Below are 10,997 nucleotides of genomic sequence, written 5' to 3' on the forward strand. Positions count from 1 at the left end.
GCCGCGCATGACCGATATCAAGCAACCGACCGATTGCGAAACGATGGCCGAGGTGCGGCTCGGCGTGGACGATGTCGATCGTCAGATCGTCGCGCTTCTGGAACGGCGCTTCGGCTATATGGATGCCGCCGCTCGCATCAAGCCCGACCGCGACGCGGTGCGCGACGAATGGCGAAAGCAGGACGTCAAGGACAAGGTTGATGCATCGGCGCGCGCTGCCGGGGTCGATCCCGACCTGTGCGCGCGCCTCTATGAAGATCTTATCGAAACCAGCATCGCGCACGAACTGCGCCGCTGGGATGGATTGAGGGAAGGCTGAACTGGAGCCTTAGTTGGCGGGGTTGCCGCCGACCATTCCGCCGGGGACATCGTCACCCGTGCCGGCGTTCTCGTTGACGCGTCGCATCAATTCTTCCTTGGCCTGATCGATTTCGTACCAGTCGAGCTTGGTGTGGCAAACTTCCTCGGTCCTCGCACGGCGCAGGCGCGATCCGGTCTGCGCCTCGTTGCGCACTTTGCGGCATTCGACCTCGTTCCAGTCGATCTTGTCCGCGCCCTCGACATCGGGGAGTTCCTGCGGCTGGGAAATGGAAAGCGATACGAAAAACAGCGACAACATGGCGATCCTTCCGATAAGAAGTCTTTGATGTTCAAATAGCTGGCTAACATCGGCCCCGTCGGAACGCGAGTGGCGATTATGTCGCAGCCTGTGCCATGATCGAGCCTTCCGTTTCCCAAAAGGCTACGGCGCTTTGGTTCGTCCTGATGCGCCGCTTTCATGCGCTGCAACATGTCGCGCCCCGGATGGCATCTCTCGGATTCGATCGCCGAGGCGCGCCGGTGGGTGGAGGAGCGTTGGGATGCGAGCGGACTGCCGGAACGGCTCGCCAACCCCGTCTCGGGCGACGCGCCGAGCCTCGTCTAGCGCTTCGACCTCTACCGCTTGGTCAGGGCGCGGATCATGCCGTGTAGCGCCTTCATCTCGCGCGCGGACCAGTGAGGCTTGGTGAGGATCGTGCGGATGGTGGCCTTGGTCGCCGGCGTGCGATCGGGAGGATAGAAATAGCCCGCCTCGTCGAGCGCGCCTTCGAGATGGCTAATGAGCGCGTCGAGTTCGTGGCGCTGGGCGGGCGGCTCGACCTCCTTCACCGTCGGTTGCGCGAGGGCGGCGCCGCGTGACCATTCGTAGGCGAGCAGAATGACGGCCTGCGCCAGGTTGAGACTTCCGAACTCGGGATTGATCGGGACGGTCACGATCTTCTGCGCGAGATTGACGTCCTCGCTCTCGAGGCCCGAGCGTTCGGGGCCGAAGAGGATGGCGGCGCGGCCGCCTCCGTGCGGATCGATCGCATGGATCTCGCGGGCCATCGCTTCGGGATCGACGACCGGCGTGTGAAGGTCGCGGCGGCGCACGGTCGAGGCATAGACGTGCGTGCAATCGGCAAGCGCGTCATGGACGGTGTCGAAAACCTGCGCGCGGTCGAGAACCGCATCGGCGCCCGACGCTGCCGGCCCGGCCTCGGGGTTGGGCCATCCGTCGCGCGGAGCGACGAGGCGCATTTCCGTGAGCCCGAAATTGAGCATGGCCCGCGCTGCCTTGCCGATATTCTGGCCGAGCTGGGGCCGAACCAGCACGATGACGGGCTCGTTCATTCGTCGACCGAACCTGCGATGGTCGCGAAATCGCCTGCTTCCTTGAAGTCGCGATAGACGCTCGCGAACCGAATGTAGGCGACGTCGTCGAGTTGCTTCAATCCGTCCATCACCGCCTCGCCGATCATGTCGGCGGGCACCTCGTCGCCCTGCGTCTCCAGCTGCCGCTGGATCGAATGGGCGAGCCGCTCGATCTGGCCTTCGGAAATGTTGCGCTTGCGGCAGGCATGGCGGATCGAGGCCTGGAGCTTGGCCTGCTCGAACGGCTCGCGCTTGCCGTCCTTCTTGACGACCGTAAGGTCGCGCAGCTGCACGCGCTCGAACGTCGTGAAGCGCGCGCCGCACCCCTCGCACTGGCGCCGACGACGGATCGCCGCGCCGTCCTCGGACGGGCGCGAATCCTTCACGCCGCTGGTGTCATGGGTGCAGAAGGGGCAGCGCATCTAGCGATTCTGATAGATGGGAAAGCGGTCGCAAAGCGCCTCCACGCGGGCTTTTACAGCGGCCTCGACTTCCGCGTCCCCCGCACCGTCGGTTTTGGCGACGCCGTCGAGGACGTCCGCGACCATCTCGCCGATCTGTCGGAATTCATCCTCGCCGAACCCGCGCGTCGTGCCCGCGGGCGAACCGACGCGGATGCCACTCGTCTTCATCGGGGGGAGCGGGTCGTTGGGGACACCGTTCTTGTTGCAGGTGATGCCCGCGCGCTCGAGCGCTTCGTCGGCATCCCTGCCCGAAATGCCCAGTGGGCGAAGGTCGATGAGGCCGACATGGGTGTCGGTGCCGCCCGAGATGAGGTCGGCGCCGCGGCTTTTGAGCGTTTCGCACAGCACCTTGGCGTTTACGATGACCGCCTTCGAATAGGTCTTGAACTCGGGGCGCAGCGCCTCGCCGAACGCAACCGCCTTGGCGGCGATGACATGCATCAGCGGCCCGCCCTGCAGCCCGGGGAAGACCGCGCTGTTGAACTTCTTCCCCAGCGCCTCGTCGTTGGATAGGATCATGCCCCCGCGCGGGCCGCGAAGGGTCTTGTGCGTGGTCGTCGTCACGACATGGGCATGGGGCAGGGGGGAGGGATGTTCGCCCGCCGCGACCAGCCCCGCGAAATGCGCCATGTCGACATGGAGATAGGCATCGACGGCATCGGCGATATCGCGGAAGCGCTCGAAGTCGATGATGCGCGGATAGGCGCTGCCACCCGCGATGATGAGCTTGGGGCGATGTTCCTTCGCCAGCCGCTCGACCTCGTCATAGTCGATGAGATGATCGTCCTCGCGCACGCGATATTGCACGGCGTTGAACCATTTGCCCGACTGTGCGGGCTTGGCGCCGTGCGTGAGGTGACCGCCCGCATCGAGGCTCATTCCGAGGATGGTGTCGCCGGGCGTCAGCAGCGCGAGATTGACGGCGCCGTTGGCCTGCGCGCCCGAATGCGGCTGCACGTTGACATAGGCGCAGTCGAACAATTGTTTCGCGCGGTCGATCGCGAGTTGCTCGACCGCATCCGAAGGCGCGCAGCCCTGGTAGTAGCGCTTGCCCGGATAGCCCTCGGCATATTTGTTGGTCAGCACCGAGCCCTGCGCCTCGAGCACCGCCTGGCTGACGATATTCTCCGACGCGATCAGTTCGATCTGCCTCTGTTCACGGGTCAGTTCGCTCTTCAATGCCGCGGCGACGTCGGGATCGCTCGTCGCCACGCCGTCGGTGAAGAAGCCTCCGCTCCGGATCTCGTTCATCAACAATTCCCCAGTTTGTCGACGCGGCGCTGGTGACGCCCGCCTTCGAATTCGGTGGTGAGAAACGCCTCGACGATCGCCTTGGCCATATCCGCGCCGATGAGCCGTTCGCCCAATGCGATGACGTTGGCGTCGTTGTGCTGGCGGGCGAGCGCGGCGGAAAGCGGCTCCGATACGCGCGCGCAGCGGCAGGCGGGATTGCGATTGACCGCGATCGAGATGCCGATCCCCGACCCGCAGATCGCAATACCCCGCTCGGCCTCGCCGGCAGCGATATGGTCGGCGAGCTTGGTGCCGTAATCGGGATAGTCGACGCTGTCGGTATCGGTCGGGCCGAGGTCGGCGACCTCGTGGCCAGCGGTGGTCAGCGTATCGACGAGAAGGGCTTTCAAGTTGAAGCCCGCATGATCGGAAGCGAGGGCGATTTTCATGGGCGCCACTGTTAGCCGCCGCGTGTCGCAAGGGCTAGCCAAAGCGAGGGGAAAATTGCACTTGTGTCGTCGATGCGACCTTTCGGGCTTCCCACTTCGATCGCGCTGCTCGGATTTGGCGGGCTGCTGCCGCCGCTCGCGCTGATCATTGCAGGACAGATCGAGAATCCCGCGACCCATTCGATCGAGTTCTGGGGCGTCGTCTACGGGATGCTGATCCTGACCTTTCTCGGGGGAACCTGGTGGGCGTTTGCAAGCCGGTTTCCACCGCGCAAATTGCCGACTGGCATACTTGTTCTTTCGGTTTTTCCCAGTCTGATCACCTTCGTGCTGCTGATCATGCTCTTCAGCTTTGCGGCGCTCTCGCCGATGACCGCAGGGCTGGTGGTCGGCGGACTCATTCTGGCCTCGCCACTCGTCGACGCCTGGCTCGCGCGTCGGCGCTATACGCCGCGCTGGTGGATGACGTTGCGCGTGCCGCTTTCGATCCTGTTGGGCGTGCTTGTGATGGCCTGCGGTTGGCTGGCGGGTTAAGGAGGAAAAACGCATGAAGATTTGGATGACAGGGATCTGCGCGGCATTGATGGCGACGCCGGCGGTGGCGCAAGACGCGCGAACGCTGGAAAGCCTCGCCGAGCAGCGCGAGAAGATCGACGCTTTCGACTGGGCCGACGGGCTGTGGCGGGGCAAGGCGACCTACGACATGGGCGGTCGCAAGGGCGAATTGATCCAGGTAGAGCGAGTCGGCGATTTCCTCGGAGGATCGGTCAAGATCGTCGAGGGACGCGGCTATGTCGAGGCGACCGGGCAAAGCGTCTTCAACGCGTTGGGGATCATCAAATGGCATCCCGAACTGGGCGCCTATCGCTTCCATACGTTCGCGCAGGGCGATGCCGGCGTTTATCCGGTTACCATGCACGAGGACGGCTACGACTGGGCGATCGAGGAAGGGCCGGTACACATCCTCTACGAAACCCGCATCCACGACGGCATCTGGCACGAGATCGGCTACAATGTCGCCGAGGACGGCAGTCGCATGAAATTCTTCGAGATGACGCTCGTGCGCGTCGCCGAGGAAGCGGACTGGCCGGCACCCGTCCCGATGGACGTCGGGCAGGACGACTAGGCCTCAATCGAAGTATCTGGCGGCGCTTTGGCGGCGGTGCGGACAGCCGGGCCAGCAACAGGGGCGGCGTTTGCCGGCGGAAACCTCCTGCTTGAGGCGTTCGAACCGTTTATCGATGGTCGCCTGCTGCTTGGCCGACGTCACCCAGCAGATATATTCGTTGCGCGCCAGATCGGTGAGATCGTCCCATTTCGCTTTCAGGGCGTCGTCGGCGGCGAACGCACGAGCGAAAAAGTCGGGCGTTTCGTGTCGGAAATCGGGGTCGGCCATCAGGCCGCGCGAGTCTCGCGCAGTTCGAGGCGATCCCAGATTTCGGTCAGGCCCTTCACCAGCTCGTCCATCATCGTTTCGGTATGGAACGGGCCGGGCGTGAAGCGCAGGCGCTCGGTACCGCGCGGGACGGTGGGGAAATTGATCGGCTGCACGTAGCAGCCATATTCGGCGAGAAGGATGTCGCTGATGTGCTTGGCCTTTACCGGATCGCCGACCATCAGCGGGACGATGTGGGTCTCGCTTTCCATGACGGGCAGGCCGGCGTCCGCCATCTTCAGCTTGAGAGCCGTGGCGGAGCGCTGCTGCGCGTCGCGCTCGACGGCCGAGGACTTTAGGTGCCTCACGCTGGCAAGCGCGCCGGCCGTCAGAACCGGGGAGAGCGAGGTCGTGAAGATGAAGCCGGGCGCGTAGCTGCGGATGCAGTCGATGATCGTCTTGTCCGCCGCGACATAGCCGCCCATCACGCCGAACGCCTTGCCGAGCGTGCCTTCGATGAGGGTCACGCGATCGGCGACGCCATCGCGCTCGGAAATGCCGCCACCGCGCGCGCCGTACATACCTACGGCATGGACCTCGTCGAGGTAGGTCAGCGCATTGTAGCGGTCGGCAAGGTCGCAGATCGCCTCGATCGGCGCGACGTCGCCGTCCATCGAATAGACGCTTTCGAAAGCGATGAGCTTGGGCGTGTCGCGCGGCACGGCTGCGAGCATCGCCTCAAGGTGCCCCAGGTCGTTATGACGGAAGACGCGTTTCTCGCAGCCCGAGTTGCGGATGCCCGCAATCATCGAGGCATGGTTGAGTTCGTCGGAGAAGATGACGCAGCCGGGCAGCAATTTGCCGAGCGTCGAGAGCGCGGCCTCGTTGGAGACGTAGCCCGAGGTGAAGAGCAGCGCGGCTTGCTTCTCGTGAAGGTCGGCGAGTTCGGCCTCGAGATTGACGTGGAGGTGGGTATTGCCGCCGATGTTGCGCGTGCCGCCCGAGCCCGCACCGACATCGTGCAGCGCTTCTTCCATCGCCTGGATGACGGTGTCATGCTGGCCCATGCCGAGATAATCGTTCGAGCACCAGACGGTGATCGGCTTGGGGCCATTGTGCCCACCGAAGCAGCGCGCATTGGGGTAGTTTCCCTTGTTGCGCAGAATGTCGATGAAGACGCGATAGCGGCCTTCGTCGTGCAGGCGATCAATCGCCGACTGGAAGATCTGATTATAGTCCATGGGTGCTCTCGGGTCGCGCTCTACTGCGAAAGCCGTGTGACGTCAAAGGGTCGATAAGTCGGTAATCCCGAAGCGCGCGAGCGGGGCGGCGAGCCCCTCGGGAATTGGTCCGGTGAAGATAGCGCGGCCCGGCGGAGTCGTGTCGGGCCAAGGCTGGTCTTCGGTCAGCGTGGCGATGCGGCGCGCAATGCCTTCGCCGCCGTCGATGAAGGTGACGGCCGGGTACGCCGCGCGAAGCCAGTCGGCGACGAGCGGGAAGTGGGTGCAGGCCAACACGACCGTGTCGAGCTTTTCGCCACCCGGCTGATCGAACAGGGGTTGCGCTGCAGTGACGACTTCGTCGGGCGAAATTTCCCGTCCCGAGAGACGGCGCTCGGCGAGTTCGACGAGCGTCGGGGAGCCGTAGCGGAGGACGGTGCAGTCGCCTGCGAAGTCGCTCGCGAGCGCATCGACATAAGGCTGACGCACGGTGGCCTGCGTCCCGAGCACGCCGATGACGCGGGTTCGCGATCGCTCGGCGGCGGGCTTGATCGCGGGAACGGTGCCGACGACGGGCACATCGAGCGCGGCGCGGACATGATCGAGCGCAATCGTGCTGGCGGTGTTGCAGGCGATAGTGACGAGCCTCGGACGCACCCGCTCGACGAGGCGGCCAAGCAGCGCCGGCACTCGCGCCGCGATTTCCGCTTCTGTACGCGTGCCATAGGGGAAGGCGGCATTGTCGGCGGCATAGACGATCGCTGCAGTCGGCAGCAGCGCCCGCGTGGGCTCGAGGATCGACAAGCCGCCGATGCCGGAATCGAAGAAGAGGAGGGGGGCGTCGGGCGACATGTCCGCCGTCCTGCCCGCCCTCTCATCGTCTTTCAAGCGCGAGCCTCAACCGCGCGCTTGGTCGAACACCTCGAACTCGTAGGCATTGCCTTCGTCGTCGGTAAAGGTGACGGTGGCAAATTCGTTGCGATCGATCGTGCCGTTCTCGTCGCTATCCATGAAGCGGAAGATCTTTGTCGCAGCGGCCACCTGGTCGGGCGAGCGCTCCGAAGTCGCCGCGCGACGCGAGGGCGAGAGATTGACGAATTCGTCGAGGTCGATGGCGCCCGACTGGTCGCGATCGGCCATCTTGAAGGCCGCGCGATGGATGTCGTCGCCGTTCTTGGCTCGAATGCCGATGCGGGTGGAATATTTGGTCGGAAGTCCGCCCGGCAAGGCTTCGCGATCCGAACGATCGAAATAGCGCGGCCCCAAACCCTCGAGATGGCCGGACGTGAATTCGTCGAGATCGATCCTGCCGTCCTCGTTCCTGTCGAACACGGCGAAGATCGCGCCACGGCGACGCTGGACGGCGGCCATCGCCGCCTCAAGATCGATGCCTGCCGGTAGATTGTCGACCTTCAGGTTCTCCATCGACAAGGTCGCCGTAAATTCCTGTAGGTCGAGGAAACTCGAGCCGTCGGTATCGATCCGGGTGAACAGACGATGCGCAGCCTCGACCTCGGATTCGAGCGACTTCTCCATCGCCTCTGTGCCGGTGGGTTGGTCCGCCGGCTGCGCGGAATGAAGCCCGAAACCTGCCGCACCGAGCGCGGCAATGAACAGCATCGACATGACGATCATCCTTTTTCCAATCCATCTGAACCCGGCAGGCGCCGGCTCGTCCACTCGATGATCGTCTTCGTCCGCTCCGGCGAGCTCCGGCGGACCGGATACGGGCCTCCCATACCTCTCGCGATAGAGCTTCGCCGCATCGAGCGAGCTCTCCGCGCCAAGCTTCTGTCGCGCCCGCTTCAATCGTTTCTCGATGGCGTGATGCGAAACGCCATGCTCGAGACCCATTTGTTTGGCGGTCTTGTGGTCGAGAATGCCCTCCAGCACCTCGCGCTCGCGGCGGGTTAGGGGGTCGGGCATGTCGTCGGGCTCGCTCATGGGAGCCGAGCATAATCGCGAGGGGCGCCGGAAGATATATCCGGTCGGACCGTACTCCCGCGAGAGGAAGAGGCAGGCGTGCCGCCGGACGCGCCCGCCCCTCGTCGCTTCGGTCAGTCGCGCTCGACCGCGATGACCCGGATGTTGCCGGTGTCGCCCTTGGCGCCATATTCGGCGCGGCTGAGGCGGTTGTCGTCATCCTTGTCGAGACGTTCGTAGAGCGATTGAATCATCGCGACCGCTTCCTCGGGCTCGATGGTGTTGGCGGTCGCGCTCTCGCCCTTCACCACCTTGACGCGAGTGATCTGCGGCGCGGCAAAGACGGTCGCACTGAATTCGTCGATCTCGATATAGCCAGAACGGTCCTTGTCGAGCGTGTCGAAGCCGTCGTTCTGGATGGGCGCGCCGCCCGCTCCGGACACGGCTGCGAAAAGAAGAATGGATGTGAACATGAGACTGGTTCCTCCTATGGTGAACAGGCGATCGCCACCTGGCGTCGCATGGGAGGAAACCTGCGGGGAAAAGGCCGGCGCCGCGAGGTCCGAATCCTTGGATACGGTGGTTCCGTACCGGGAGGCGTATAGCCTGGCGGCCTTCAGCGAGGTGGTCACGCCGAGCTTCTCTCGGGCGCGCTTAAGACGCTTTTCGACCGCATGGTGCGAGATGTCGAGATCGCGCGCGATTTCCTTTGCGGTCTTGTGCGACAGGATACCCTCGAGCGTCTCGCGCTCGGCATCGGTCAGATCGGGAATTTCACGCTCGGGCATGGCGCGTGTTCTAGCGCCGCTCGCCGCCCGTTTGAACTACGGACAAACCGTAATCGGGCAGATGGCTTGCCACTCCGCGCCGCGCTGCTAGGAACGAGGGCGATGATCGAGAACTTCCAATGGCTGCCGCTTCTCATCGGCTATCTGCTGGGCTCCATCCCGTTCGGCGTCGTCATCATCCGCCTTCTCGGCAAGGGCGACCTTACCAAGGTCGGCTCGGGCAACATCGGCGCGACCAACGCGGTGCGCGCAGGCGGCAAATGGGTGGGGCTGCTCGTCCTGTTCTTCGATGTCGGCAAGGGCGTGCTCGCCGTCATTCTCGCGCGGCATTATTTCCCCCAAGGAGCCGAAATCTTCGGGGCGATCGGCGCGCTGCTGGGCCATCTCTATCCCGTCTGGCTGAAGTTCCGGGGCGGAAAGGGGGTGGCGACGATGTTCGGCATCCTCGTCGCGCTCGACTGGCGGATCGGCGTGATCGCGCTCGTCGTCTGGCTGGCAGCCTTCCTCATCACCAAAATGTCTTCGGCGGGTGGATTGCTCGCTGCTGCTTCCACGCCGGCCAGTGCCATGGCGCTGGGGCGCGAGGACTATTTCACCCTGTTGCTCGGATTCACCCTTCTCATCTGGTGGAAGCATCGCGCGAACATCGGCCGGATCCTCTCCGGCACGGAACCGCGCTTCGGCCGCCGACGAGACGCAGTCCGAGCGGACGATGAAATCGAACCCCAGTCTTCCTGACCACCTCCGTCTGATCCGCAGTCGCGGGATCGGCCCCGTCAGTTATCGACAACTCCTGCAGCGCTTCGGATCCCCCGGCGCAGCGCTGGAAGCCATTCCGGATCTTGCGCGAAGGGGGCGGGGCAGGCCGCCCGCGCTTGCGGACCGCGGTGAGATCGAGCGCGAGATCGAGCGCACCGCCGCGATCGGCGCTCGCTATCTGGTGATCGGCGAGGCGGACTATCCCGAGCTTCTGGCGCAAATCGAGGATGCGCCTCCGATCCTGACGGCCATCGGAGAGGCCGACTTGGGCGGTAGACCTGCCGTTGCGATGGTCGGCGCGAGAAATGCGAGTGCGGCGGCCTGCCGGCTCTCGCGCGAGCTGGCGGCAGGACTGGGGCGCGAAGGGCATGTCATCGTGTCAGGCCTGGCGCGCGGCGTGGACAGCGCGGCGCACGATGGGGCCTTGTCGACCGGGACAATCGCCGTCATCGCAGGTGGCATCGACATCTTCTACCCGCCCGAAAACGAACAACGGCAGCGCGATATCGCCGAGCAGGGCTTGGTGGTCGCCGAAATGCCCCCCGGCACGCGCCCGACTGCGCGCCACTTCCCGCACCGCAACCGCATCATCAGCGGGCTGGCGGCGGGCACGGTAGTCGTCGAGGCCGCTCCCAAATCGGGCAGTCTCATCACGGCACGGCTCGCGGGCGAGCAGGGCCGCGAAGTGATGGCGATCCCGGGCAGTCCGCTCGATCCGCGAGCACGGGGCTGCAACTGTCTGATCCGCGACGGGGCGACGCTGGTGCAGGACGTGGGCGACATCCTCGCCCAACTCGCGCCGCTCGATGCGCGCATGCGCGCCGTGGGCGAGGACAGCGCGGCGCCTCCCGAACCGCTTCCCGACCCCGATCCGCACGCCAGCCAGACGGTGGAGAACCTCCTGGGGCCGGTTGCGGTGTCGGTCGACGAACTCATCCGCCAGTCCGCCTTGTCCGCGCCCGAAGTGCAGCTGGCCCTGCTGGAGCTCGATCTGGCAGGCAGGCTCGATCGGCATGCAGGCGGAAGAGTGAGCTTGCGCTGATTTCGCTTGACCCCCACATGGGCCGCCGCACCATCGCGCGTACGTGTAGGGCCCATGGGGAAGCCGCTTA

Annotated in this window: 16 protein-coding genes; 6 read left to right on the forward strand and 10 right to left on the reverse strand. The window is 64.7% G+C overall.

The genetic code is table 11. From position 1 onward, the window contains the following. Positions 1 to 7 precede the first annotated feature (7 nt). A complete protein-coding gene (locus WJS89_RS00680) occupies positions 8 to 319 on the forward strand; it encodes a chorismate mutase (RefSeq protein ID WP_346339011.1) in 312 nt (103 codons plus the stop codon). A 9-nt stretch (positions 320 to 328) separates the two neighbouring features. Here the strand turns inward: WJS89_RS00680 and WJS89_RS00685 are convergent, their stop codons facing one another. After that, on the reverse strand, positions 329 to 619 hold the full coding sequence (locus WJS89_RS00685) for a hypothetical protein (RefSeq protein ID WP_346339012.1): 291 nt from the start codon (positions 617 to 619) through the stop codon (positions 329 to 331). A gap of 171 nt (positions 620 to 790) precedes the next feature. Here WJS89_RS00685 and WJS89_RS00690 point away from each other — a divergent pair, with 171 nt between their 5' ends. After that, positions 791 to 925, forward strand: a complete 135-nt coding sequence (locus WJS89_RS00690; RefSeq protein ID WP_346339013.1) for a hypothetical protein — start codon at positions 791 to 793, stop codon at positions 923 to 925. An 11-nt stretch (positions 926 to 936) separates the two neighbouring features. Here the strand turns inward: WJS89_RS00690 and WJS89_RS00695 are convergent, their stop codons facing one another. The 4 genes from WJS89_RS00695 to rpiB are packed head-to-tail and all read right to left on the reverse strand — an operon-like array spanning position 937 to position 3,820. After that, positions 937 to 1,653 (reverse strand): RNA methyltransferase, encoded by a 717-nt coding sequence (locus WJS89_RS00695; protein ID WP_346339014.1) that lies wholly within the window; start codon positions 1,651 to 1,653, stop codon positions 937 to 939. After that, complete coding sequence (gene nrdR, locus WJS89_RS00700; RefSeq protein WP_346339015.1) at positions 1,650 to 2,096, reverse strand: transcriptional regulator NrdR; 447 nt, start codon at positions 2,094 to 2,096, stop codon at positions 1,650 to 1,652. The genes WJS89_RS00695 and nrdR overlap by 4 nt, the downstream gene beginning before the upstream one ends. Next, positions 2,097 to 3,389 carry a serine hydroxymethyltransferase gene (glyA, locus tag WJS89_RS00705; protein WP_346339016.1) on the reverse strand — a complete coding sequence of 431 codons (1,293 nt, stop codon included), beginning with the start codon at positions 3,387 to 3,389 and terminating at the stop codon, positions 2,097 to 2,099. Continuing rightward, positions 3,389 to 3,820, reverse strand: coding sequence for a ribose 5-phosphate isomerase B (rpiB, locus tag WJS89_RS00710; RefSeq protein WP_346339017.1), 432 nt, complete (start codon positions 3,818 to 3,820; stop codon positions 3,389 to 3,391). Before rpiB ends, glyA begins: the two co-directional genes overlap by 1 nt. Positions 3,821 to 3,892: 72 nt before the next feature. Between rpiB and WJS89_RS00715 the strand changes: the two genes are divergently transcribed. Together WJS89_RS00715 and WJS89_RS00720 are read left to right on the forward strand one after the other, a co-directional pair. Next, on the forward strand, positions 3,893 to 4,354 hold the full coding sequence (locus WJS89_RS00715) for a DUF3429 domain-containing protein (RefSeq protein WP_346339018.1): 462 nt from the start codon (positions 3,893 to 3,895) through the stop codon (positions 4,352 to 4,354). Positions 4,355 to 4,367: 13 nt separating this feature from the next. Next, complete coding sequence (locus WJS89_RS00720) at positions 4,368 to 4,946, forward strand: hypothetical protein (protein ID WP_346339019.1); 579 nt, start codon at positions 4,368 to 4,370, stop codon at positions 4,944 to 4,946. A gap of 3 nt (positions 4,947 to 4,949) precedes the next feature. Here WJS89_RS00720 and WJS89_RS00725 read toward each other — a convergent pair whose 3' ends face one another. The 5 genes from WJS89_RS00725 to WJS89_RS00745 form a co-directional block, all read right to left on the reverse strand. Then, positions 4,950 to 5,216 (reverse strand): YdeI/OmpD-associated family protein, encoded by a 267-nt coding sequence (locus WJS89_RS00725; protein ID WP_346339020.1) that lies wholly within the window; start codon positions 5,214 to 5,216, stop codon positions 4,950 to 4,952. Beyond that, positions 5,216 to 6,436, reverse strand: a complete 1,221-nt coding sequence (gene hemA, locus WJS89_RS00730) for a 5-aminolevulinate synthase (protein WP_346339021.1) — start codon at positions 6,434 to 6,436, stop codon at positions 5,216 to 5,218. The genes WJS89_RS00725 and hemA overlap by 1 nt, the downstream gene beginning before the upstream one ends. Before the next feature lie 42 nt (positions 6,437 to 6,478). After that, complete coding sequence (murI, locus tag WJS89_RS00735) at positions 6,479 to 7,267, reverse strand: glutamate racemase (RefSeq protein WP_346339022.1); 789 nt, start codon at positions 7,265 to 7,267, stop codon at positions 6,479 to 6,481. A gap of 45 nt (positions 7,268 to 7,312) precedes the next feature. After that, a complete protein-coding gene (locus WJS89_RS00740; RefSeq protein ID WP_346339023.1) occupies positions 7,313 to 8,359 on the reverse strand; it encodes an EF-hand domain-containing protein in 1,047 nt (348 codons plus the stop codon). Between the two features lie 113 nt (positions 8,360 to 8,472). Then, on the reverse strand, positions 8,473 to 9,126 hold the full coding sequence (locus tag WJS89_RS00745; protein ID WP_346339024.1) for an EF-hand domain-containing protein: 654 nt from the start codon (positions 9,124 to 9,126) through the stop codon (positions 8,473 to 8,475). A gap of 102 nt (positions 9,127 to 9,228) precedes the next feature. Between WJS89_RS00745 and plsY the strand changes: the two genes are divergently transcribed. After that, positions 9,229 to 9,864 carry a glycerol-3-phosphate 1-O-acyltransferase PlsY gene (gene plsY, locus WJS89_RS00750; protein WP_346339025.1) on the forward strand — a complete coding sequence of 212 codons (636 nt, stop codon included), beginning with the start codon at positions 9,229 to 9,231 and terminating at the stop codon, positions 9,862 to 9,864. Continuing rightward, on the forward strand, positions 9,839 to 10,927 hold the full coding sequence (dprA, locus tag WJS89_RS00755; protein ID WP_346339026.1) for a DNA-processing protein DprA: 1,089 nt from the start codon (positions 9,839 to 9,841) through the stop codon (positions 10,925 to 10,927). Before plsY ends, dprA begins: the two co-directional genes overlap by 26 nt. Positions 10,928 to 10,997 lie beyond the last annotated feature (70 nt).

This window comes from Sphingomicrobium aquimarinum, assembly GCF_039655735.1.
GTDB lineage: Bacteria > Pseudomonadota > Alphaproteobacteria > Sphingomonadales > Sphingomonadaceae > Sphingomicrobium > Sphingomicrobium aquimarinum.

What these genes read in the sequence shown, in the direction of transcription:
- WJS89_RS00740 (WP_346339023.1), bottom strand. Translation starts at nt 8,359, where the DNA reads ATGAGCGAGCCCGACGACATGCCCGACCCCCTAACCCGCCGCGAGCGC.
- WJS89_RS00725 (WP_346339020.1), bottom strand. Translation starts at nt 5,216, where the DNA reads ATGGCCGACCCCGATTTCCGACACGAAACGCCCGACTTTTTCGCTCGT.
- WJS89_RS00720 (WP_346339019.1), top strand. Translation starts at nt 4,368, where the DNA reads ATGAAGATTTGGATGACAGGGATCTGCGCGGCATTGATGGCGACGCCG.
- WJS89_RS00690 (WP_346339013.1), top strand. Translation starts at nt 791, where the DNA reads ATGTCGCGCCCCGGATGGCATCTCTCGGATTCGATCGCCGAGGCGCGC.
- plsY (WP_346339025.1), top strand. Translation starts at nt 9,229, where the DNA reads ATGATCGAGAACTTCCAATGGCTGCCGCTTCTCATCGGCTATCTGCTG.
- murI (WP_346339022.1), bottom strand. Translation starts at nt 7,267, where the DNA reads ATGTCGCCCGACGCCCCCCTCCTCTTCTTCGATTCCGGCATCGGCGGC.
- WJS89_RS00715 (WP_346339018.1), top strand. Translation starts at nt 3,893, where the DNA reads ATGCGACCTTTCGGGCTTCCCACTTCGATCGCGCTGCTCGGATTTGGC.
- WJS89_RS00745 (WP_346339024.1), bottom strand. Translation starts at nt 9,126, where the DNA reads ATGCCCGAGCGTGAAATTCCCGATCTGACCGATGCCGAGCGCGAGACG.
- rpiB (WP_346339017.1), bottom strand. Translation starts at nt 3,820, where the DNA reads ATGAAAATCGCCCTCGCTTCCGATCATGCGGGCTTCAACTTGAAAGCC.
- dprA (WP_346339026.1), top strand. Translation starts at nt 9,839, where the DNA reads ATGAAATCGAACCCCAGTCTTCCTGACCACCTCCGTCTGATCCGCAGT.
- WJS89_RS00695 (WP_346339014.1), bottom strand. Translation starts at nt 1,653, where the DNA reads ATGAACGAGCCCGTCATCGTGCTGGTTCGGCCCCAGCTCGGCCAGAAT.
- nrdR (WP_346339015.1), bottom strand. Translation starts at nt 2,096, where the DNA reads ATGCGCTGCCCCTTCTGCACCCATGACACCAGCGGCGTGAAGGATTCG.
- hemA (WP_346339021.1), bottom strand. Translation starts at nt 6,436, where the DNA reads ATGGACTATAATCAGATCTTCCAGTCGGCGATTGATCGCCTGCACGAC.
- WJS89_RS00680 (WP_346339011.1), top strand. Translation starts at nt 8, where the DNA reads ATGACCGATATCAAGCAACCGACCGATTGCGAAACGATGGCCGAGGTG.
- glyA (WP_346339016.1), bottom strand. Translation starts at nt 3,389, where the DNA reads ATGAACGAGATCCGGAGCGGAGGCTTCTTCACCGACGGCGTGGCGACG.
- WJS89_RS00685 (WP_346339012.1), bottom strand. Translation starts at nt 619, where the DNA reads ATGTTGTCGCTGTTTTTCGTATCGCTTTCCATTTCCCAGCCGCAGGAA.